We start from the raw sequence: 22514 nt of genomic DNA on the forward strand, positions 1-22514 counted from the left end.
TCATCGCGTCCATCCCCGCCACCGTCCTGCTCGTCGTCGCCCAGCGCTACGTCGCCGCCGGTGTCACGGCGGGCGCGGTCAAGCACTAGACCCGGGCGTGGCCGGGCACCGACCGGCCGTCTCCGCCTGTCCTCCTCACCCTCTTGTTCGAAGGGACTCCCACTTCATGACCGTCGCCGCAGGCCCGGTGTTCTCCCCGCAGGAGATCCCGTTCAGCTTCCGCGGATCGTGGTTCGACTTCTCTCCGGTGATCGGGGAGAAGAAGTACGCGCAGGACGTCCACCTGGTGTCGCACCAGACCGGCATGCACCCGATCCTGCGGCTGATCCCCACCGTGGAGGGCGTCCGCGCCGAGACGACCGTCACCGCCGCACCGCACCGGCTCACCTGGGCCCACGACGCCGGCCGGATCGACCTCGCCTACGAGAATCCCGACACCGCGCGCGTGCGCGGCCAGGGCCTCGGCCTCCGCCTGGTGGCGGCCGACCCGGTCCTCACGCCGTTCAGCGGCCCGTACTTCTACCAGGATCCCGGGGACGGCTCGTGGGTCTTCACGGTGTACCAGACGGGACGCCGTTACCGGATCACCCTGCTCGCCGGCCGGGCCGAGCCGCTGGGAGCGCAGGCGCTCGGCGAGGCCGAGCGCGGCGTCGTGCTGCCCGGCGACGGCGAGCCGTGGGAGATCGCGGTCGAGGAGTACGAGACCGCCCGCGCCCCTTACACCGGTGGAGACGACTTCGAGCAGGTGGCTGCGGCCGCGCGGGCCGGGTTCGAGGCGTTCCGGGACGCGGTGGCGCCCTGGCGCAGCGACCGCACCCCGGCGGCGGAGCTGGCCGCCTACGTCCTGTGGTCGGCCACCGTACGCGCGGCGGGGTTCGTCACCCGGCCGGCGGTGCTGATGTCGAAGCACTGGATGGACAAGGTGTGGAGCTGGGACCACTGCTTCAACGCCATCGCTCTCGCCGGCGGCCTGCCCGAGCTGGCATGGGACCAGTTCCGGCTGCCCTTCGACCACCAGGACGCGGCGGGCGCGCTGCCCGACTCCGTGACCCACTCCGAGGTGCTCCACAACTTCGTCAAGCCGCCGATCCACGGGTGGGCCCTGGGACTGCTGCGCCCGCTGCACGAGCGCGAGCCCGCCGAGGTCTACCGGCTGCTGGAGCGGTGGACCGGCTTCTGGCTCACCGCCCGACGCGTCCCCGGCCGCGAGCTCGCCCACTACCAGCACGGCAACGACAGCGGCTGGGACAACGCCACCACCTTCGACCCCGAGCGCCTCGTCGAGAGCGCCGACCTGGCGGCCTTCCTCATCCTCCAGATGCGCGAGCTCGCCCGCCTGGCCGGCGAACTGGGCCGTCCCGAGGCGTCGGACCGCTGGTCGGAGGCGGCGGGCCGGATGCGTGACGCGCTCATCGCCGAGCTGTGGGACGGCGACCGCTTCGTCGCCCGGGGCGTGCACTCCGGACGGACGTGGTCCAGCTCCAGCCTGCTCGACCTCATGCCCATCGTCCTGGGAGAGGAGCTGCCCGCGTCCGTCCGCGACGTCCTGGCCGCCCGGATCGAGACGCACCTGACCGCGTTCGGGCTCGCCACGGAGCTGCCCACGTCGGAGCACTACCAGGACGACGGATACTGGCGCGGCCCGATCTGGGCGCCCTCGACCGTCCTCGTCGAGGACGGGCTCCGCCGCGCCGGCTACGCCGACCTGGCCGACGAGATCAGCGCCCGCTTCCGCGCCCTGTGCGAGAAGTCGGGGTTCGCGGAGAACTTCGACGCCGGCAGCGGCACCGGCCTGCGCGACCGCGCCTACACCTGGACGGCCAGTGCGTATCTCATCCTCGCCGCCGCCCACGAGCGCCGGGAAGCGGCGGCCGGCCCCGCCTGAACGACCAGGCGCTCATGTCCTGGGCGCAGAGGGGCCGGCGCCGCGGGGCGCGTCGAGGTCGTCGAGCACGGCGGGCAGGCCGACGGTGAGCATCCTGCGGCGGACGCGGCCCAGGAAACGGGCCATGAAGGCGCCGCCAACGCCGGTGAAGCCCGTGTGCTCGTAGACGAACCGGGTGCCGCCGTCGTGGGGCCGCACCCGGTAGACGACCTCGGTGGTGTCGCCTTTCCCGTCGCCGCCGGCCCAGGAGTAGCGCAGCAGGGAGGGCTCGTCCACCTCCAGCACCTCGCAGTGCACGACGCCGTTCCACCCGGGTCTGGGCTTGGCGACGAACCGGAACCGGGTGCCGACGACCGGGGAGAATCCCTCCGCCCGGGCGCCGGCGCCGGTCGCGGTCCACCGCCGGATGAGCTCGGGATCGGTCACGGCACGCCACACCTTCGCCACGGCGTGCGGGTAGTCGCAGACGATGCGGATCTCGGACATGCCCAGACCTCCTCCAGCGCTTTTTTCAGTCACTGAAAAAGATGCTACTCGAAAAGTTCAGGGACTGTAATAGTCTGGGATCGTGAGCATGCGTGCGGTGGACTGGCCGATGCTGCGCGATCAGCACATACCCGAGGACGAACGGCCGCGGGAGCGCAAGAAGCGGTTGCTGCGCCGCCGGCTGTCCGACACCGCGACCCGGATGTTCCTCGAGCGCGGCTTCGACGCCGTACGCGTCACGGAGATAGCCGAGGCGTGCGGCGTGACGGAGAAGACGGTCTACAACTACTTCCCCACCAAGGAATCGCTGATCCTCGACCTGTGGGAGAGTACGGCGGCCTCCCTCCGCACTCTGGCCGACCCCACGCTGCCGCCGCTGCAGGCCGCGCTGGCGATCCTGTCCGGCGAGCTGACGGCCCTGACCTCCTGGATGTCCGCGCAGGACGACCAGGGCCACGCCGCCGAGCTGATCCTGCGCTTCGGCGCCCTGCTGCGCTCCACGCCCGCGCTGCAGGCCTACCAGCGCGAAGCCGCCGACAGGCTCATCGCCGCCGCCGCCCAGGCGCTGGCCGAACGGGCAGGCGTCGCGCAGGACGCGCCCGAGCCCCGCATCGCCGCGATCGCCCTCATCGGTCTGTGGCAGATCCAGTTCCAGAGCCTGGGCAGGCATCTCGCCGCCGGCCTGACGCCGGCCCAGCTCCGCGACGCTGTCAACGCCGACGTCCACCGCGCCGCCACGGTTCTCGACACGGGTCTCTAGCCGGGACGGCAGGCGGGACGGACACCAGCCTGGATCGCCCTTCTACGGCTGCGATTCCAGAAACCCGTCCCCGTCCGGGTCGCGCACCACCGTCCAGCCCGCCGGCCAACGGCGCTCCGCCTCCCAATGCGGGTCCGGCTTCCCCACCACCCGGGAGCCGGTGAGCATGGCCTCCTCGGCGAACGTCGCCCCTGCGAACTCCGTGTCCGGGGAGAAGGTCGCATCGATGAACCAGGCCGTGTCAGTGAAGGTGGCCCCTTCGAACCAGGCGATCGCGGAGAAGGTCGTCCCGTCGAACCAGGCGTCGGCGGAGAAGGTCGCCTGCCCGAAACCGGCGGACCCGGCGAAGACCGCCCGGTCGAATCTGGCGCCCCCGGAGAAGGTCGCCCGTTGGAACGCGGCGTCTCCGGAGAAGGTCGCGTAGGCGAAATCGGCGTCCCCGGAGAAGCTCGCGTCGCGGAACACCGCCTCCGTGGTGGTGCAGCGCGAGAAGTCCAGGTCGATCAGCAGTGCTCCGGTCAGGTCGACGCGGATGCCCGTCCAGTGTCGTTCACCTGCCGGCACGGTCTCCCGTTCGCCGAACGGGCGCTCATCCCGGAGGTGGTCGGCGAGGACGCGTTGCGCGGTCAGGCGCACCTGCCGCTCACCCTCGGGATCGGCACCGGCAGCGGGGACCGCCGCCGCGGGGGTGGAGGTCTTCCCCGTGGTGCGGTAGCGGCGGAAGACGTCGCGGCGGGCGCGGCCGGGGTCGGGGAGCCGGGGCAGGGTGTAGGGCATGCGCAGGTAGGCGCAGACGACGTTGACGACGGTCTGGCGGTGCCCGGGGTTGTCCTGGGCGAGGCGTTCCAGCGCGTACAACCCGGCCAGCCGGACCGCGGCCTTGTCGTGGCCGAGTTGCTCGGCCGCCTTGGTGTACAGCTCGGTGATACGCCGCTCGGTCGCATCGCGCTCGTTCTGCCGCGCGACCTGGACGGCCAGCTCCGCGTTGCGCTCGGCCAGGTCCGCAGTGACGTGCGCGTCGAGTTCCTGATGCCGCTGCCGGCGGAAGGCCAGCATGAGCGTGATCGCCGCGCCCGATCCGGCTCCGGCGGCGAGCGCGGTGCGGATGATCTCACTGCGTGCGGCGGCCTCGGCCGCCTGCTGGGCGGTCGGCGCCGCGGGCAGCCCCGCCAGCAGCCACCACGCCACTCCGTACACCGTCGCCGCCACGGCCAGCGCGGCCGGCACGATCCACCAGGCCGCGGGACGAGGCGCGCGCAGCGCGGGGACTCGGGTGGCCGCGGTGGGGCGACGGCGGAACGGCGGTGGCAGGCGCATACCGCCATATCAGCCGATCAGCCCTCGGACGTTACCGGGCACACGCCGCCGGGACATCGTCCGCATCGACTGATGCGGAAGGGCCTGATCGCCGGCGAACGGCGATCAGGCCCTCGGTCGTCCGGCCGTCACCTCACCGCTGGTCGCGCCCCGCGGCGGCGTGCAGGCGGCGCTGGTGGTCGGCGAACACCTCGTCGTTCGACGACACGGTGGCCCCGGGCACCGTCGGGGAGACGAACGTCGGCACCACGACGCCCCGGCCGGCGAGCACGGCGGCCGTACGGGTGACGATCTCGTGGCTGACCACGCTGGCCACCACCGTCGAGGCGCCCCCTACCGGACGGTCCCAGCCGTCCACCTCGATGATGGCGTCCTGGACGGGCACGCCGGTGTCGATCGTGACGTCGCAGACCTCCGCGATCCGCTGGCCGCTGGAGTGCTCGGCCGGGCGTTCGAGGTTGGCCACCGACGTGACCGCGACGGTGAACAGGCCGCGCTTGGCGCCGTACATGGCCGCCTCGACGGGCGCCGCGTTCCTGCCGCCGTGGCTGTAGACCACCATCACGTCGCCGGGGGCCAGTGGCTCGTGGTCCAGGTACTGCTTGATGTACCCCTCGGTGCGCTCCAGCCAGAGCAGTTCGCGCACCCCGCCCGGCCCCAGCACGTTGTGCCACATCAGCCGGGGGTCGGTGAGCGGGTGGATGCCCGCGAAACTGCCGTACCTGGGGAAGGCGTCCAAGGTGGGGATCACCGAGTGGCCGCTGCCGAACAGGTGGATGAGGCCGCCGTTCTCGACGGCGTCCGCGCAGCGCTCGGCCACGGTCGCCAGCACCTCCTCCTGTGTGGAGGCGAGCCGGTCAAGGATGGTCATCAGGGTTCGGGTGTAACTCACGGGCGTTCCTTTCATGGGGTCCGCAACGCCAGCCGCACGCGGTACCGGTCACCGCGCATGACGCTGCGTACGTGTTCGAACGGACCATGGGCGTCGAAGGTGAGGCGTTCGACGTAGAACGCGTGGGCGCCCGCGGCCACTCCGAGGGTCGCGGCGTCCTCGTCGAGCACGCCGCCGACCGTGAAGGTCTCGACGGCCTCGCGCGGGACCAGTCCGTAGCGCTCGTTGAGGGTCTGGTAGAGCGACCGGTCGGTGAAGTCGATGTCGGCGAGGCCGGGGAACCGGTCGAGCGGGAGGAGCGCGGTCTGCACGCCCACGGGCCGGGACCCGTCGGTCCTGAGCCTGCGCAGCCGCAGCATCCGGGCGTCGGCGGCCAGCTGCATCTCGGGCGGCAGGCCCTCCTCCCCCGCAGTGACGATCGCCTGGCCGAGGACGCGCGAGCCCGCGCTGTGGCCGAGTTGCGCGAGCTCGGTGGTGAAGGACGTGACCCACCGCGCGCCCGCGGTCAGGCGCGTGTCGCGGACGAAGGTGCCCCGGCCCTGTTCCCTGACCAGCACCCCGCGGTCGGCCAGCCGGGCGACCGCCTGCCGGACCGTGACGCGGCTGACGCCGTACGCCCTGCCCAGCTCCTCCTCGGTCGGCAGCCGCTGGCCCGGCACCCACTCGCCGTCGTCGACGCGTTGCTGCAGGCTCCGCTCGACCTGCAGGTAGAGAGGGACTCCCGAGGTGGGGTCCAGCCCCTTGACGATCACCATTTCTCCGTTCTGGCGATGAGGAGTGCTCCCACGACGCCCGCCCGGGACCCCAGGGCGGCGGGCCGCACCGGCACCCGGCCGCCGTCGGGTGAGGCGAACCTCGCGACGTGACGCTGCAGCGGAGGGCTGAGGACGTCCATCGCGTCGGCGAGCCCGCCGCCGATGAGAATGATCTCGGGATCGATCGTGCTCGCAACCGCCGCGACCCCCCGGGCGAGACGGGCGGCGTACGCGTCGAGCGCGTCACGCGCCCGCTCGTCGCCCTCGCGGGCCGCCGCCACCAGGGCGGGACCGTCGCGCAGGGCCGAGCCGGAGGCGGCCTGCTCGAACGGGCCGTGGATCCGGTCGTCCGGCGCGTCCGCCGGCAGCCAGCCCCACGATCCGGCGCTGCCGTGGACCCCGCGCCAGATCCGGCCGTCGATCAGGAGGGCGCCGCCGATGCCCGTCCCGACGGCCAGCAGCACCGCCGACCCGGCCCCCTTGGCCGCGCCCTCGGCGGCCTCGGCGAGCAAGGTGAGGTGGCCGTCCAGGCCGAGCCGCACCGGCGCGCCGAGGCGGGTCTCCAGGTCCTCCCGCAGCGGCCGGCCCTCCAGCCAGGGCAGCGCGGGGACGAACAGCGGCCCGCTCTCACCGGAGGTCCCCGGCAGCCCGACCCCGACTCCCGCCGGTCGTGCGACTCCGGCGCAGAGCCCGGCCACCTGGTCGAGGAAGGCGTCGTAGGACCCGGCCACCGGGGCCGTGACGAGCTCGCCGCGCCCGTCCGGCGTCTCGGCCAGGACCCGTACGGAGGTGCCGCCGACGTCGATGCCGACGAACGCCGTCATCCCTTCACCCCCGTCCGGGAGATGCTCTGCACGAACACGCGCTGGGCGAGCAGGAACACCACGATCGTGGGCACGCTGGCGATCAGAGCCCCGGCCATGACCACGTTCTGATATTGCACGCTCGTGCTGTACGACAGCAGGCGGCTCAGCGCGAGGACGACGGGGAACTTGTCGTCCGACTGCAGGATCGACAGCGGCCACAGGAAGTTGTTCCAGTAGAAGACGAACGCGAAGATCGCGAGGCTGACCAGCGCGGGACGCAGCAGCGGCGTGACGATCTGCCAGACGATGCGCGCCTCCGACGCGCCGTCCAGGCGTGCGGCCTCGATCAGCTCCTCGGGGACGTCCGCGATGAACTGCCGCATCAGGAAGATGCCGAAGGCATTCGCCAGCCAGGGCAGCATCACGCCCAGGTAGGAGTCGGCCAGGCCCATCGTCGAGACCAGCCAGTACAACGGCACCAGGGTCACGATCGGCGGCAGGAACATCGTGGCGACGACCGACCAGAACAGCAGGTCGCGGCCCCGGAAGCGGTACTTCGCGAACACGAAGCCGGCCATCACGCTGGTCACCAGGACCGACAGCGTGGAGACCCCCGCGATCAGGACGCTGTTGACGAAGGCGCCGCCGAAGGGGACGGCCCGGAAGACCTCGCCGAACGCGGAGAACGTCAGGTGGGACGGGAACCAGGTCGGCGGCGCCTTCTGCAGCTCCTCCGGGCCCTTCAGCGCGGAGATCACCATCCAGTACAGCGGGAACAGCGGCACCAGGATGACCAGCCCGAGCGCGACAGCCGTCCCCGCGCGCGCCGTCCGCCTCATGACCGTCCCTCCGGCGCCGACCGCCGGCGCATCGCGGCGAGGACGACCCCCGCGACGGCCACCAGCACGAGCAGCAGGCTGAAGGCCATCGCGCTCGCCTGGCCCGCCATGCCGTTCTGGAACGCCGCCCGCTGGATCGCGTACGACAGGACCGTGGTGCTCTCGGCGGGCCCGCCCTGGGTGAGGATGTAGACGGGGTCGAAGACCTGGATCGCGTTGATCGCGGCGATCAGCACGATGAAGGTCGTCGTACGGCGGAGCAGGGGCAGCGTGACGCTGAACGTCTGCCGCCAGAAGCCGGCGCCGTCGATGCGGGCCGCCTCGTACACGTCACCGGGGATCTGGGTGAGCCCCGCGACGACCAGGATCGTGTAGTAGCCGGTCATCTGCCAGACGTGGAAGACGACAAGGGAGAACAGCGCCGTCCCGGGGTCGCTCAGCCAGGCGGGCGGGTCGATCCCGACGGCGGTCAGCGCCTGCGAGATCGGGCCGTAGTCGGGCGCGTAGAGCGCTCCCCAGACGATCGCGATGGCCACCGTGGGAATCACGTAGGTCGAGAAGAGGGCGGCCCGCGCCGCCGCCTTGCCCGCGGTCTTCGGGAAGTAGAGCAGCATCCCGAGCCCGAGGGCCAGGGGGACGGTCGTCACCAGCACGAGCGCGACGTACACCAGGGTGTTGCCGAGCGCGTTCAGGAAGTCGTCGCTGTGCAGCAGGTCGGTGTAGTTGCCGAGCCCGCGCCACGTCATCTGCGACAGCGGCGTGTACATCGACCAGTCGTGCAGGCTGATCCAGAACGTCAGGGCGATCGGCACGGCGACGAACAGGACGATGACCGCCATCGCCGGCGAGAGGAAGGCGATCGCCGCCCCCCACCTGGTGGACCCCCGAGCCCGGGCCCGCCATCCGGTGGTCGCCCGGATGGCGGTGCGGGACGCCTGGACCGTCATGCGCCGGCCTTGGTGAGGATGTCGGTGACCTCCTTCTGCGCCGCGGTCATCGCCTGCTGCGCGGTCTCCTTGCCGAACACGACGTTCTCGATGTGCTTCTGCACGGCCTGGCTCATGGCCTCACCGCCCAGCACGGTCGGGAAGGGCTTGGCGTTCGGCAGCTCGGCGACGTACGCCGCGATGAACGGGTCGGACAGGTCGGCCTTGTGCGCCGTGAGGTCACCGGTCCTGCTGGGCAGGATGCCCATCGACATCAGGATGTCGCCCATCGCGGACGATCCGCCCTTGCCGCTCTCGGCTCCGTTGAGGAACTGGAGGAACTTCCAGGCCGCGTCCTGCTTGGCCGGTGAGGCCTTGCCGTTCACCATCGTCAGCCAGGAGTAGGACACGCCCGAGGACGCCGTGCCGTCCGGGCCGACCGGCACCGGCGCCACGCCGACGTCGGAGTACCGGTCGCCCATCGCCTGCTTGAGCGCGCTCTGCCACCAGTTCGCCATGATGATCATGCCGGTCTTGCCGTTGACGAAGTTGTCGAGGTAGGGCCCGGTCGTGTTGGCGTTGGCGCCGCTCATGGACGGCTGGGTGGCCCCGCTCTTGACCAGGTCCGCGTAGAGCTGAGCCGCGGCCACCACCTTCGGGTCGTCCAGCTTGGGGGTGCTCCCGTCGAGGAGCCCGCCGCCGTTGGAGTTCACCAGCGACAACCAGGGGTGGACGGCGCCGGAGGCCCAGCTCGTGATCACGCCGAAGCCCTGCTGCGTCACCTTGCCGCCGTCGCGCCTGGTCAGCTTGGCGGCGTCGGCGACCAGCTCGTCCCAGGTCTTGGGCGGAGCCGTGATGCCCGCGTCCGCGAACAGCTTCTTGTTGTAGTTGAGCGCGTAGAGGTCGACCTCGTTCGGGTATCCGCGGACCTGCCCCTGCTTGGTGACGTCGTCGACCGTGTTCCCCGGCCAGCCGGCCTTGACGTCCGCGGCCACGCCCGCGGGGGCCGGGGCGGCGAGGCCGTCCCGCACCAGCTCGGGAAGCCAGAGGTCGTAGATGCCCGCGATGGTGGGGCCGTTGGGGCTCGCGCCCTGCGTCCTCAGCGTGCTGAGCAGATTGGCGAAGGGAACGGCGCGGATGTCGACGGTGACATCCGGGTTCTTCGTGTGGAACGCGGCGGCGGCGGCCTTGAGCGCCGTCACCTGCTCGGGTCCCCAGTGGGTAAGGAATGAGATCGTCTGCGGGCCGCCGGCCGCTCCGGAATCTTCCGAGCCGCCGCCGCATCCGGCCAGCGCGAGTGCCAACACGGCACCGAGTGAGATCGCTCCGACATTTCTCAAGGGGGTCGCCTCCTCCCCGCTGTACGCCGCCGCCGACCGGGCGTCGTTACATCGTTAGGTTGTTATAACGAATTTTGGGAGAGATGGGAAGGTTGAGCGAGGGACGTTACCTGGGCGTTATGCGCAGTAGGGCGGTACTTCAGGTGCGGCAGGCGGAGGCCGCGGGCCTGGAGGTGCCACCGGGGGTGATGACGATGGCCTCGACCCACGCGCAGCCGTTGCCGGTGGAGAGCATGTCGCTGTAGCTGCCGGGTGGGGTGTCGTTGCTCCAGTCGCTGCGCACCGTCGCGCCGTCGCTGGGCCGGTGGACGGTGATGCGGACGGTGTAGAGGTCGGGGTTGCGGTAGTAGGCCGAGCCCCAGACCGTTCCGCAGTGCCGCGACTCCCGCAACCGCAGCGTGCCGAAGGGGTGCCCGTCCGGCGTGGTGAGCGGCGTCGTCTGCAGGGTGAGCGCGTCCGGGTAGCAGCCGCGCGCCCGCGGGTCGTCGCCGTCCATCGGCTCGGGGTCGGATCGTTCCGCCCGGTCGGTGACGTTCTGGGTGGAGCTCGTCCAGGTGGGGTCGAGCGTGGCGCCGGAGGACGGAGGCGTCACCGTCGCCGCCGTCGTCATGGCGAGCAGGGCGACGTTCACCAGGGCCAGGAGCGTCCGGCGCGTCGGACGGCCCCGTTGAGCCGGCTCGGGCGCGGTCTCCGGTGGGGAAGCCGCATCGGGAACGGCCTCCGGTGACGAGACCCGCCCGGGCGCGGAGACGGTCTCCGGAGATCGGGCCGGCTCGGGCTGGTCGGCGGTCGGCGCCCGCCCGGGCGTGGAAGGCCGGGGGTTCTCGGAGGCGAGATCGGCCCGCGCGGCCAGGGCCCGCAGGCGGCTGCGGTGCAGCGTCCCGGGTGCCAGGGCGAAGACCCGCTCGTACGCGTCGACGATGTCCGCCGGAGGGATGCGCCTGCCGCTCTCGTAGTAGACGATGCTGCTGTGCGCGCTGAGCCCCAGCTCGCGCGCCAGCCGTTGCTGGCTCATGCCGGCGGACCTGCGCAGCCGCCGTAATCGGTGCCCGAGGTCCTCGTCCTCCGGGGACGGGTCGATCACGTTGTTCGCCATCGGCGTCTTCCCTGCCTGAACGCGGCGAGGAGCGGCTTGATCGGCAGGATTCTATCGATTCACTTCTTCCCCTGTCTCCGTTCTGTCGCTCTTCTGTCGTTTCGCGGCCTTCCCTCTGGTGTGGTGGGGCCGCGCCAGATCACGATGCCCGCGTTCCAGGGAAATCCCGATGGAACCGTGAGGAGAAGACTTGAGGATGACCACGTCGCGGCCGCTGATCCTGGCCGGCGCGGCCCACCTGCGCCGTACCGGATGGCTGGCCGCGCTCACCGTGCTCCTGTCCCTGCTGGTGATCCCGCACGGCGAACCGGCCAGGGCCGACGCCCCCTGGGTGACCGGGCACGCCCGGCACGCCGGCAACGACTACCCGTACCCGACGGGGAATCCGAACACCACCGCCCAGGACCCCTGGCACGAGTACTACGGCCAGTGCGACTCCTTCGGCGCGTGGAAGGTGTACGAGAACCTGTCGAACTCGACGGCGCCTCCGGACGCGGCGGCCGCCGACATCAGCCCCGTGGACCAGTTCCACTTCTGGGCGACCGGCGCGTACGTGGGCGACGGCAAGGCGTTGAACGCCGACGCGTGGAAACAGCAGGCGCAGAGCATGGGGTACGTCGTGGACGACATCCCGACTCCCGGGGCGATCGCCTGGTGGCCGAACGGCGCCGACGACCCGAAGGACGGGCTGGCGGCCGCCGACTGGGCACACGGCGCCATCCCCAACAGCCCCACCGGCCATGTGGGGTACGTCACCGACGTCTACCCCGACGGATCCATCACGGTCGAGCAGTACAACATGCGGGAGAACGCCCGATACTCGGTCGTCCACATGGCGTGGCACCAGGGGTACAGCGACGACAGCTACGGCCTGGCGCGCTACGACTTCCCCTGGCCGGGCGGCTTCGTCCACATCGCCGACGGACCCGAGCCGGGAGCGGCCATGCCGCCTGAGCCGAACCCCGGCGTGGTCTCCTACGAGGGTCATCCGGCGGATCCCCTGCCGCCCACCGTCGCGTACCCCGGCGACGGCCGGAGTGACGTCGACCTGGCCGGCGCGGACTACCCCGGCACCGACCACGGCTGGTACACCGATGCCGGCCACGGCTACGTCGGCCAGATGCTGTGGACCAACACCCACCCGGGCGCCGAGGACTCGACCGTCAGCTGGCACCCCCGGCTCACGGCGTACACGTGCTACCAGGTCGACGCCTACGTCCCCGACCAGTGGTCCAACAGCCACGCCGCCCTCTACACCGTGTACGACCAGCACTTCGGCTCCAGCCTGGTGCCGGTGGACGAGAACGACACCACGAACGGATGGGTCGAGCTCGGCGTCTTCCAGGCCAGGGACGACGGGCTGTTACCGGTGAAGCTCACCGACCAGGGGCCGGCCGGCGCGCAGGTCGCCGCGGACGCGATGCGCTACGTGCCACGAGGTGACTGCTCGGGGGCGGTCCGCGCCTCGGAGACGATCGACTTCGCCAACGGCGGCGCCTTCCTCCACGGCGATCCGTACCCGGGGACGATCGACGGCTGGTACGCCTCAGCCGGCAACGGGCAGCAGGGCAACCAGTACTACACGTACACCAACGGCATGACGCCGAGCGGCTCGGCCACCTGGAACGCCTCGGTGATCCCCAACGCCTGCTACAAGCTCTTCGCCTTCGTGCCCGGCAACCACGCCAACTCCTACCAGGCCATGTACACCGTCTCGGCCGCCGCAGGAGCGCCGACGGTGAGCCTGAATCTCACCGCCTACACCAACAATCTCGCCGGTCTCGGCACGTACCGGGCCACCGCCGCCGGCAACATCGGCGTCATCCTCACCGACCAGAGCCCCGCGAGCGGCGACGCGTACGTCACCGCCGACACGATCTCCTTCGTCCACACGCCGTGCCCGGCCACGGTCCTGGGGCCGGTCTACCCCTCGCTGACCGTGGGGCCCGGATCCCCGCTGGCGCAGTTCACCCTGGCCAAGGACTGGTACAACAGCTTCGGGCACGGTGACCTGGGTTACGAGAAATGGACCAACGGCAACGGCACGACCGCCCAGTCGAAGGCGACCTGGACGTTCTCCGGACTGCCGGTCAACAAGACCTACAGCGTGTGCGCGTACATCCCCGACGACCACGCCACCAACACCCAGGCGCACTACCAGGGCTTCCGGGGCACGAGCGGTTCCGCCACCTTCACCTCGCTGATCAACCAGGACCTGGTGAACGGCTGGCAGTTCCTCGGCACGCTGAACACCGGTAGTTCCACCAGCCTGCGGATCGTCCTCGACGACACCGGGGGCGGCTACACGGCCGCCGACGCGATGCGGCTGACCACGGGGTCCTGCTGACACCTCCCGGAAACGGACGGCCTGGTCATGAGCGCGATGATCAGGCCGTTCCGGTCCCCGCGACCGCGTCCGGATCCGGCCAGCCGGTAACCGCCGGTGAACCCTCAGGCGTCACCCAGGAGCCCCCCAGCACCTGGAGACTCCCGTGTCCTACCCGCCACTGTACGACGAGCGGCCGGCCCAGCGGCGCCGCGGCCGCGGCAGCGAACGCACCATCGCCCTCGTCGCTCTCGTGATCGCAGCCATCGCGGTGCTGATCGCCGCCGTCCTCGCCGTCCTGCTCGTGCGGAAGACGGGGAGCCCGGCGACCGCGCCAGTCGCGACCGCCAGCCCTCTCGTGGTGAAGACGAACGCGGCGCCCACCCGCAGGCCGGCGCAGCCCAAGACGCGGGCCGGTGCCCGGCTGGCCGCGCAGAAGGTGTTCGACCTGTACACCTCCGGCCAGTACGGCCCTTTCTGGGACCGCTGGACGAGCGAGGCTCAGCGTCTGGTCTCGCGCCGCGACTATGTCCGGCGCTTCAGGCTCTGCCCCTCCATCGCGCAGGGGATACGTATCCAGATCTCGGCGGTATCGGTGACCGGGGACCACGCACGCGTCACGGCTGCCAGAAGCATCGCCACGTTCGTGTACGACTTCCAGTACGAGCGCGGCGTCTGGCGATTCGTCCCCGACGCCGATCAGCAGAAGGAGTACCAGACCAAGAGCGTGGACCAGATCGTGCGCGAGGAGCGCGTGGCGGGTATGTGCGGCTGAGCCGAGGTCCGCATCCGCTCCTGTGACGCACACCCCCTCGTCCTGCCGTGAAGCCCCTGTGGGCCGGAGGGGTCAGGCGTCCCGCGGGACGCGGCGGAGGATCTCCTGGATCTGACCTGTTCGGGGTGGCTCAGGGCGAGGTGGAGGCCGATCCAGGCGCCGAGGCTGCAACCCAGCATGAGGGCAGGCGGGCCCGGCACCTGACACCACAGTCGCTCGCCCGCCTGCGCGGCTGACGGCTCGGTGCCGGCCACGAGGGCGGAACCCGTCTGTTGACGGGCGGCCCGCCCTTACATACGTTTCGCGTGGATCGTCCCCCGGCCCCGTCGAAAGGGGTTTCGATGACCGCCGAGCTGAATCCGGGCGAAACCTGGCCGGACATCGTGCCGGGACCACTCGCCACGCCGTCCCCGGAGTTCGCCCGCAGGCGCGAGTCGGGGCCGCTGGAGCCGGCGACGATGCCGAGCGGCGACCGCGTCCCGCTGGCCGTCGGATATGAGGACGTCCGCGCCCTGCTGGCCTCCCCCACCTCCAGCCGCAATCTGCGCCTGCCCGGACTGCCGCGGCTGGTGAGCGGAATCGGCATCGACGACGACCCGAACGCCCTGATCAACCAGGACCCGCCGGAGCACACCCGCTACCGCCGGATCATGCACGGCACCTTCACCCCGCGCCGGATCGAACCGTGGCGCCCCCGGATCGCGAGACTCGCCCAGGACCTGCTCGACGGCCTCGGTGACGAGTTCGACCTGGTCGAGGGGTACGCGTTGCAGCTTCCGGGCCAGGTCATCTGCGAGTTGCTCGGCGTGCCCAAGGACGACTACGCCCGGTTCGTCCGTTGGACGGACATGTTCCTGACCACCTCCACGGCCACGGAGCAGGCGCGGTACCAGAGCAACGTCGAGTTCATGGCCTATGCCACCGAGCTCGTCGCCCAGCATCGCGCGGAGCCCGGCGAGGACCTCATCGACCTGCTCATCCAGGCCAGGGACCAGGACGACCGGCTGTCGGAGGGCGAGCTGGTCCACACCGTGTTCGCTCTCATCACGGCCGGCCACGAGACCACCGCCTCGATGATCGCCCGCGGCGTCTTCCGGCTGCTCCTGCACCCCGCCCAGTGGGCCGAGCTGGTCGCCGACCCGAACCTCGTGGCCACCGCCGTCGAGGAGATCCTCCGCTTCGACGGACCCCCCGCCAGCGCCTTCATGCGCCGTGTCACGGAGGACACCGACCTCCCCGGCGGCCGGCTGCCCGCCGGGACGGTCGTGATGCCGAACCTGAACGCGGCCAACCACGACCCGCAGGCGTTCCCCGATCCCGAACGGTTCGACATCCACCGGTTCACCGACCACCCGCCGAACCCGCACGTGGCCTTCGGCTACGGCCCGCACCGGTGCCTGGCCGCCAGCCTCGCCCGGGTCGAGCTCACGGAGGCGATCAGAGCACTGGTCACCCAGCGCCCCACCCTGCGCCTCACCGCGTCACCCGAGTCGGTGACCTGGGCCGACGGCCTGGTCTACCGGCCGGTCGCCATGCACGTCACCACACGCGGCTGAGCGCCCAAGCAGGGAGCACGGCGGACTCATGTGGGTCAGGACGGCTCGTCCTTTTCGGCGCGCTTGTTTCCCCTCCCGCTCAGCAGCGCGGCCGCCCCGAGGACGACCAGCCCCGCGAGAACCGCCCATACCCATCCGGGGATGCCACTCTGCCCGCCGCTGTCGGCGGCCGCCGTCGCCCGCGCGCCGGCGGAGGGCGCCGCGCGACCCGGGGATGTCGACGAGGAGCGGACGGTGAACGGGATCTCACCCTCGACGGGATGGCCGTCGGAGGAGACGACGCGCCAGGCGACGGTGTAGCTGCCCGAGGGAAGCGGGCCGGCCACGGCCTCGGTCACCGTGGGCCCGTCGGTTCTGGGAGTGCCCGATTCGAAGCGGTGTCCGGCGGCGTCGTGCAGGATCACGACAGGAAAGCTGACGTGGGCGCTGAACTCCAGCTCGATGTGATCGAGGCCGGAGACGACGGCGTTCTTGGCCGGCGTGCTGCTTCTCAGGCTGTCGTGCGCCGACACGGGTGTGCCCCACACCGCCAGAAGCGTGCATGCCAGGCCGAGCAGAAGAAACGCTCTGATTTTCATCGGATCTCCGAATGCGCGAGGAGCCCGGGGGCCTCGCGTGGCAGCCCCCGGGCTTTCTCTGGACGGCGGAATTCAGGCGCGGGGGCCACGGCCGCTCCGGCCGCGTCCCCGCGCCCCACCGGGGTCAGGCGCGGGAGCGGCGCAGCCCGGCCACGCCCACGGCCGTCCCGGCGATGCCGACGACGATGCCGATCCCGGCCAGGAGCCGGGCCGTGCCGTCGGAGTCGCTCGCCGAGGAGTGCGCGTCCTCCCTGACGGCCGCCACCGAGGGGTCAGCCGACCCCGCCGGCATGGGTGTGCCACCGTCGTGGTGGCCGCCGGCGGCGTCGTCCCCGCTCGCCGCGACCAGCTGGAGCGTCGGCACCGGATGCTCGGCCTCCGACCCGTCCGCCTTCGGCGCGTCGGCCCACGTGACCGTCTCACCACTGGAGTAGGTCTGCGTGGTCGGGAACTGCAAGGAGTCCACGTTTGTCGGCAGCGGACCGACCGACGCCTCGAACTCCTGGAACTGACCAGGATCGATCTTCCCACCCGACCAGGTGATCTTCAGCACCGACTCGGTCACCTTGTCACCGTCGTCGTCGACCACCGGCTTGGGCAGCTTGCCCTGCGTCAGCTTCACCTCCCACCCCGGCACCGGCCGCACCGACACGAACGGCAACGGATGATCGGTCGGGAAATCGACCTCGACCTTGGTCGTCGCGGCGTCGTCCCGCTCGTTCGGGACCCGGAAAGCGATCTTCGTCCAGCCGCCCTTCTCCGCGGTCCCCGGGTTGATCGTGACATGAGCCAGAGCCGGCAGGGCCAAGCCGAGCGTCAGCGCGAGCGCACCAGCGGTCACGGTGGCGGCGCGGCGTGTGATGGCAGACAGTGCCATGAGGGGTTTCTCCCGTCGTCGAACGTGAAAGCCACAAAACGCGCGGACACCCATCCGGCCACGCCGGCCACGCCGGACCGCCCGGCCGCCCTCGGCAAAGGGCGGACCGGGACCGGCAGGCGTCAGCGGACCGGCACGGACGGCGTCCCGATCGGGGGTACGCGGCCGCGCGCGGGAAAGCTCACAAGAGCCTGAAAAACATCACAACGACGAAAGACGAGGCGGCCCCCGCCGGACCACCGCATGCCGGAGCATGACGGCACGCCCAGGCGCCCCGGCCGCAACACAAGGGAAGACGCGGGGGCGTCCCGGCACGAGCGACCCGGCGTGCAGCAGCGCCAGCAGCGGCGCCAGCCACCCCCACGCGCCCGCCCCGATCCGGCGCAGGATCGACCACAGCGCCGCCTCGCCGCGCGACAGCCACCACCCGGTGATCAACGCCGCGGTCAGATGCGCCACCAGCATCCCGGCCCGCACACTCAACGGATGACCGTGCCCATGAGCCCCGGGCACCACCACCGCCGCCGCGGGCGGCCCGGCCGGCCCCAGCAACTCATGCAAGAAGACCTGCGCGGCCACCACCAACGCGACGACGACCGACGGCGACCGCTCCCGGCCCGCCACCGCCGCCGCCCCAGCCAGAACCGCCAGCCCGCCCACCAGCAGCACCCGCGGCGTCGGCCCGGCACCACCGGCGAAACGATGCGCGCCCACGGCCAGCAGCACGCAGACGACCGAGAACGCGGCCGACCGCGCGAGCCGTAACGAAACTGAGGCGCGCATGACGAGAACGACTATCCCACAAGGGGGCGGCGCCCCCAATGGCGCCGGTGCGGGCTCGTGTGGGCGGTCGTCTCGCGGTCGGCGGCCGCCTCCGGGTCAGGGGATCAGGACCACCTTGCCGACGTTGCGGCGCTGGGTGATACGACGATGGGCGTCGGCCGCGTCCGCGAACGGGACGACCATGTCGACGCGGGGGGTGATCTGCCCCGTACGTGCCAGGGCGACCAGGGTCTGGAGGCCTTCGCGCACCAGCGTCCCCTGATCCCACAGATGGCCGAGGTTGACGCCGCTGATCGTGTGATTGCGATCCATCAGCCCCAGAGGGGTGAACAGCGGCACGCCGGTCGCCTGTCGCAGCAGGCGGCCGAGGCTGCGGCGCTCGCCACCGGCCAGATTGGCGAAGCCGTAGGCGACGAGCCGGCCCGCCGGGCGCAGTAGGGACAGTCCCTTCTTCCAGTCGCGGCCGCCCAGGGGATCGAGCACGACGTCCACGCCCTGGCCTCCCGTCAGCTCGCGCACCCGCCGGACATAGTCGTCGCGGCAGTAGTCGATCGGATGAGTGCAGCCCTCCGCGCGCAGAACGTCATGTTTGGCGGCGGAGGCGGTGCCGTAGGTGACGACGCCGCCGATCGTCCCGCACACCTGCAGGACGGCGATTCCGACACCGCCGGCCGCCATGTGCACCAGCACCCGCTCGCCCGGCCGTACGCCCGCGACCCGGACCACCATGTGGTACGCGGTGAGGTAGTTGACGGGGATGGCCGCGGCCTGCTCGAATCCCAGCTCGTCGGGTATCTCCACCGCCTGCCCGGCCGGAAGGCAGGCGACGTCGGCGTGCCCGCCGAAACGCACCAGCGCCATGACGCGCGCGCCGACCGCGGGCGCGGTCTCGGCGGTCGTCGATGGGCCGTGCTTGTCGACGACGCCGGCGATCTCGTAGCCGACCACGCACGGCGGCCTGGGCGCGTCCGGGTACAACCCCTGGCGGGCCATCACGTCGGAGAAGCTCAGCCCGGCGGCCTTGACCCGGACGCGGATCTCACCGGGTCCCGGCTCGGGGTCGGCCGTCTCCCGTACCGCCAGAACCTCGGGTGCGCCGTGCCTGGTTATCCATACCGCTCGCATCAGGCTCCCTCAGCTCAGGCCTCGCGGAGCCCGCCGCCGTCCGCACTCGGGAGCATAAGTGCCGCCCGTCCGCCGTCCAACCCCCGAGCGCGGACCCGGCCGGGACGCCTCGTCACGATCCGCCGCCCGGCGGCCTCTTCCCCGCGCGGGCGACGATGCGCCGGGCGAGCTCGAGACGAGGTGTGTCGACCATCTCGCCGTCGACTCGGACCGCGGCGCCCCCGGTCCCCTCCGCCATGTCGAGCACCCGCCGCGCCCACGCCAGCTCCCCGTCCGAGGGCGCGAACGCGCTGTGGACCGGACCGACCTGGCGCGGGTGCACACACAGCTTGCCGGTGAACCCGAGGGCCGCCGCCCGGCGGGCGGCCGCCAGGGTGACCGCCACGTCGTCGATCTCGGGCTCGACCCCGTCGACCGGTCCGGGCAGCCCGGCGGCCCGCGCCGCGAGGACGACCTTGCTGCGGGCGAACAGCAGCGCCTGCTCGTCCCCCCGGGGAATGCCCGTGTCCAGGCAGAAGTCGAGATCGCCGAACAGCAGTCGCGCCACGCCCGGCGCCTGCGCGACGAGATCCGCGTCCCGTACGCCCCGGGCGGACTCCAGCAACGCGAAGACCGGCACCCGCGGCCCGAGCACGGCGGCCACCGCGGCGACGTGGTCCGCCGACTCCGTCTTGGGCACGACCACTCCGGCCAGCCCTCCGGCGCCGGCGAGCGCCGACAGGTCGCCCTCGTGCCACGGGGTGCCGATCCCGTTGACCCTGACCAGGGCCCGGTGGACGGACACGTGCGCGGTCGCCGCCGCCCGCGCCCGCGTCTTGTCCTGCGGGGCCACGCCGTCCTCGAGGTCGAGGATGACCGCGTCCGCGCCGCTGGCGGCGGCCTTCGCGAAGCGGTCGGGCCGGGTCGCGGGCACGAAGAGCAGGGTGCGCGCCGTCGTCCCGTACGCCTCGGTCATGGGGTGCCGGGGGGCGTGTCGAGACCGGCGGCCTTCAGCGACCGCTCGTCCCACCGGGGTCCGACCTCGGCGCGCGCCGGGCCGTGGCCCCTCCGGTAGACCAGGAGGGTGCGCTCGAAGGTGATCACGATCACCCCGTCCTGGTTGAACCCGACGGTGCGCACCTCCACCACCCCCACGTCGGGACGGGAGGCCGACTCTCGCACCGCCAGCACTTCCGACTGCGAGTAGATGGTGTCGCCCTCGAACACCGGGTTGGGCAGGCGCACCCGGTCCCAGCCCAGGTTGGCCATCACGTTCATCGACACGTCGTGCACGCTCTGGCCGGTGACGAGCGCCAGCGTGAAGGTCGAGTCGACCAGGGGCCTGCCCCACTGCGTGCGCCCGGCGTAGTGCCGGTCGAAGTGGATCGCCGCCGTGTTCTGCGTCAGCAGGGTGAGCCACGAATTGTCCACCTCGGTCACCGTACGGCCGAGGGGGTGCCGGTAGACGTCGCCGACGACGAAGTCCTCCAGATACCGGCCCTCCCAGCTCACCGTCGGCGTCCGAGGCGAGGGAGAGGCGGTTGCGTTCTCGTCCATGTCGAGGTGTCCTTTGTCTTCCGGGATCGTCGAGCGGGTGGGCGGGATGCGTTCAGTCGCGGGCCAGGCCGAGCAGGAGTCCGTCGGCCGGGACCGCCGGACTGCTCGTGAGGAACAGCGGGGTGCCCGCCTCGGGCGCCCGCACCTCGGCGAAGACGTCACCCCACACGTCGCTCATCGTTCCCAGCAGCCCGCCGACCGGCACGGGCTGCCCCACCGTCACGGCGGGTTCCCACCAGCCCGCACGGTCGGTGCGCAGCCAGTGCCATCCCTCGTGCCGCCGGACGTCGCGCACCGGCCACGGCTCCCCGTCCAGCACTCCGGCCGATCGGGCGACGTTGGTCAGCCCGGCAAGGTGCCGGTCGACGGCGGCCCGGTCGAGCAGGCCGTTCTGGCCCGACTCGGCGATGACGGCCGGGATGCCCGCGTCCGCCGCGGCCGCGCAGGTGCTGCCCGCGACGGTCCGCGCCACCGCGGGCTGCCGGACGACGTGACCGGCACCGTACGCCAGGGCGAGCTCCAGCGAGGCCGCCTCGACCGGGGACTCCTCGTACATGGTGAACGGCTCCAGCGACTCCGGCAGGTCGCCCGCGTGCATGTCGACGAGGTAGTCGGAACCGAGGACGAACTCGGTGAAGACGTGGTGCGCGAGCACCTCCGTGAACGACCCGCCGGGGTCGCCGGGGAAGGTCCGGTTCAGGTTCCTGCCGTCGGCCGGGACGACGAACGGCATCCTGGCCCAGAACCCCGGCACGTTCACGACCGGGACCACGACGATCCGGCCGCGGACGGCGGCCACGTCGAGGTCCCGGACGAACTCGCGGACGGCCGCGATCGAGGCGTACTCGGCGCCGTGCACGCCCGACAGCACGGTGAGCCGCGGCCCGTCCCCGCGTCCGCGGACGTCGAAGTACGGGATGTCCAGCCCTTCGGGGCCCAGCCCGGGGATGTGGAGGGTCCGCCGCTCGATCATCGGGCCGCCGCCCCGAGGTCCGGGAGCGCGTCGGCGAGGAAGTCGCGCATCGTCCGCTGGAACAGCTCCGCCTCCTCGAACTGCGGGGAGTGCCCGGACTTCTCGAAGACCACCAGCCTGGCATCGGGGATGAGGGAGGCGATGGTCTCCGACGACGACACGGGGGTCACCCAGTCGTGGCGGCCCACGGTGACGAGGGTGGGGCAGGTGACGGACGGAAGCCGCGGCTTGACGTCGTAGACCGGCGCGTTGTGCTGGAAGCACCAGTTGTGCGCCTCGTGACGGTAGATGCCGGCCTCGACCCGGGCCGCCGTCTCCACCGGGTCGTACTCGAAGTCGTACAGGGGGATCAGCTCGGCCCAGCGGGCCTTCAGGTCGGCGTCGTCGCGGATGGCACCGGTCCAGTACCGCTCGTAGTTGTCCCAGTCGAGCTCGACCCGGGTCTGCTTGCGGGCGTTCTCATGGGCGAGCTTCAGGTTGGTCCAGTCGGGCGAGGTGTCCCGCAGGATCATCGCCCGCACCCGGTCGGGATAGGCGATCGCGTACTCCATGGCGATGAACCCGCCGTAGGAGCCGCCGGCGACCACGATCGAGTCGGCTCCGGCCCACTCCCGCAGGGCGTCGACGTCGGCGGCCCACTGGGCGTGCGAATACGGCGGGACGCCCTCGCTCAGGCCGCAGCCGCGGGCGTCGAACACGACGACGCGGAACAGGTCGGACAGCGGGCCGAAGGTGCCTTTGGGCTCCGCCAGCGAGCCGATGCCCCCGCCGCCGTGGTGGGCGATGAGCACGGGGGCGCCCTCCTCGCCGAGGACCTCGACGTTGAGCCGCGCTCCGTTGATCTCTACGAACATGTGCACTCCTCACTGGGCAGGCGTCGGCG

At 71.7% G+C, this 22514-nt stretch carries 22 protein-coding genes; 5 read left to right on the forward strand and 17 right to left on the reverse strand.

What is annotated here, in order from left to right; genetic code table 11:
- Positions 1-166: 166 nt before the first annotated feature.
- Complete coding sequence (locus Mco01_RS33985; protein WP_204060921.1) at positions 167-1885, forward strand: amylo-alpha-1,6-glucosidase; 1719 nt, start codon at positions 167-169, stop codon at positions 1883-1885.
- 12 nt (positions 1886-1897) lie between these two features.
- Here the strand turns inward: Mco01_RS33985 and Mco01_RS33990 are convergent, their stop codons facing one another.
- Complete coding sequence (locus Mco01_RS33990) at positions 1898-2371, reverse strand: SRPBCC family protein (RefSeq protein WP_204060922.1); 474 nt, start codon at positions 2369-2371, stop codon at positions 1898-1900.
- An 88-nt stretch (positions 2372-2459) separates the two neighbouring features.
- On the opposite strand from Mco01_RS33990, the gene Mco01_RS33995 reads away from it, so the two are divergent.
- Positions 2460-3131, forward strand: coding sequence for a TetR/AcrR family transcriptional regulator (locus Mco01_RS33995; RefSeq protein ID WP_239104123.1), 672 nt, complete (start codon positions 2460-2462; stop codon positions 3129-3131).
- A 42-nt stretch (positions 3132-3173) separates the two neighbouring features.
- On the opposite strand, the gene Mco01_RS34000 is transcribed toward Mco01_RS33995, so the two are convergent.
- The 8 genes from Mco01_RS34000 to Mco01_RS34035 form a co-directional block, all read right to left on the reverse strand.
- On the reverse strand, positions 3174-4448 hold the full coding sequence (locus tag Mco01_RS34000; protein WP_204060924.1) for a pentapeptide repeat-containing protein: 1275 nt from the start codon (positions 4446-4448) through the stop codon (positions 3174-3176).
- Positions 4449-4581: 133 nt separating this feature from the next.
- Positions 4582-5340, reverse strand: coding sequence for a sugar isomerase domain-containing protein (locus tag Mco01_RS34005; protein ID WP_204060925.1), 759 nt, complete (start codon positions 5338-5340; stop codon positions 4582-4584).
- An 11-nt stretch (positions 5341-5351) separates the two neighbouring features.
- Complete coding sequence (locus Mco01_RS34010) at positions 5352-6095, reverse strand: GntR family transcriptional regulator (RefSeq protein WP_204060926.1); 744 nt, start codon at positions 6093-6095, stop codon at positions 5352-5354.
- On the reverse strand, positions 6089-6919 hold the full coding sequence (locus tag Mco01_RS34015) for an ROK family protein (protein ID WP_204060927.1): 831 nt from the start codon (positions 6917-6919) through the stop codon (positions 6089-6091). Before Mco01_RS34015 ends, Mco01_RS34010 begins: the two co-directional genes overlap by 7 nt.
- Positions 6916-7740, reverse strand: a complete 825-nt coding sequence (locus tag Mco01_RS34020) for a carbohydrate ABC transporter permease (protein WP_204060928.1) — start codon at positions 7738-7740, stop codon at positions 6916-6918. Before Mco01_RS34020 ends, Mco01_RS34015 begins: the two co-directional genes overlap by 4 nt.
- Positions 7737-8687 (reverse strand): carbohydrate ABC transporter permease, encoded by a 951-nt coding sequence (locus Mco01_RS34025; RefSeq protein WP_204060929.1) that lies wholly within the window; start codon positions 8685-8687, stop codon positions 7737-7739. The genes Mco01_RS34020 and Mco01_RS34025 overlap by 4 nt, the downstream gene beginning before the upstream one ends.
- Entirely contained in the window at positions 8684-9973 is a 1290-nt protein-coding gene (locus Mco01_RS34030; RefSeq protein WP_204060930.1) for an ABC transporter substrate-binding protein, read from the reverse strand. The genes Mco01_RS34025 and Mco01_RS34030 overlap by 4 nt, the downstream gene beginning before the upstream one ends.
- A 172-nt stretch (positions 9974-10145) precedes the next feature.
- Positions 10146-11102, reverse strand: coding sequence for a helix-turn-helix domain-containing protein (locus tag Mco01_RS34035; RefSeq protein ID WP_204060931.1), 957 nt, complete (start codon positions 11100-11102; stop codon positions 10146-10148).
- A gap of 196 nt (positions 11103-11298) precedes the next feature.
- Between Mco01_RS34035 and Mco01_RS34040 the strand changes: the two genes are divergently transcribed.
- From Mco01_RS34040 to Mco01_RS34050, 3 genes are all read left to right on the forward strand, one after another.
- Complete coding sequence (locus Mco01_RS34040) at positions 11299-13449, forward strand: golvesin C-terminal-like domain-containing protein (protein WP_204060932.1); 2151 nt, start codon at positions 11299-11301, stop codon at positions 13447-13449.
- 145 nt (positions 13450-13594) lie between these two features.
- A complete protein-coding gene (locus Mco01_RS34045; protein ID WP_204060933.1) occupies positions 13595-14203 on the forward strand; it encodes a hypothetical protein in 609 nt (202 codons plus the stop codon).
- Positions 14204-14544: 341 nt separating this feature from the next.
- Positions 14545-15759, forward strand: a complete 1215-nt coding sequence (locus Mco01_RS34050; RefSeq protein WP_204060934.1) for a cytochrome P450 — start codon at positions 14545-14547, stop codon at positions 15757-15759.
- Positions 15760-15794: 35 nt separating this feature from the next.
- Here Mco01_RS34050 and Mco01_RS34055 read toward each other — a convergent pair whose 3' ends face one another.
- From Mco01_RS34055 to Mco01_RS34090, 8 genes are all read right to left on the reverse strand, one after another.
- On the reverse strand, positions 15795-16337 hold the full coding sequence (locus tag Mco01_RS34055; protein WP_204060935.1) for a copper resistance CopC family protein: 543 nt from the start codon (positions 16335-16337) through the stop codon (positions 15795-15797).
- Between the two features lie 124 nt (positions 16338-16461).
- On the reverse strand, positions 16462-17214 hold the full coding sequence (locus tag Mco01_RS34060) for a YcnI family protein (protein WP_204060936.1): 753 nt from the start codon (positions 17212-17214) through the stop codon (positions 16462-16464).
- A 201-nt stretch (positions 17215-17415) separates the two neighbouring features.
- Complete coding sequence (locus Mco01_RS34065; RefSeq protein ID WP_204060937.1) at positions 17416-17997, reverse strand: MFS transporter; 582 nt, start codon at positions 17995-17997, stop codon at positions 17416-17418.
- A 96-nt stretch (positions 17998-18093) separates the two neighbouring features.
- A complete protein-coding gene (locus Mco01_RS34070) occupies positions 18094-19122 on the reverse strand; it encodes a synaptic vesicle VAT-1 family membrane protein (protein ID WP_204060938.1) in 1029 nt (342 codons plus the stop codon).
- 112 nt (positions 19123-19234) lie between these two features.
- Entirely contained in the window at positions 19235-20077 is an 843-nt protein-coding gene (locus Mco01_RS34075; protein ID WP_204060939.1) for an HpcH/HpaI aldolase/citrate lyase family protein, read from the reverse strand.
- Entirely contained in the window at positions 20074-20658 is a 585-nt protein-coding gene (locus tag Mco01_RS34080; RefSeq protein ID WP_204060940.1) for a MaoC family dehydratase, read from the reverse strand. Before Mco01_RS34080 ends, Mco01_RS34075 begins: the two co-directional genes overlap by 4 nt.
- A gap of 52 nt (positions 20659-20710) precedes the next feature.
- Positions 20711-21631: a succinylglutamate desuccinylase/aspartoacylase family protein gene (locus Mco01_RS34085; protein ID WP_204060941.1), complete on the reverse strand. Its 921-nt coding sequence runs from the start codon at positions 21629-21631 to the stop codon at positions 20711-20713.
- Positions 21628-22485 carry an alpha/beta fold hydrolase gene (locus Mco01_RS34090; RefSeq protein WP_204060942.1) on the reverse strand — a complete coding sequence of 286 codons (858 nt, stop codon included), beginning with the start codon at positions 22483-22485 and terminating at the stop codon, positions 21628-21630. Before Mco01_RS34090 ends, Mco01_RS34085 begins: the two co-directional genes overlap by 4 nt.
- Positions 22486-22514 lie beyond the last annotated feature (29 nt).

It is taken from the genome of Microbispora corallina, from assembly GCF_016863035.1.
GTDB lineage: Bacteria > Actinomycetota > Actinomycetes > Streptosporangiales > Streptosporangiaceae > Microbispora > Microbispora corallina.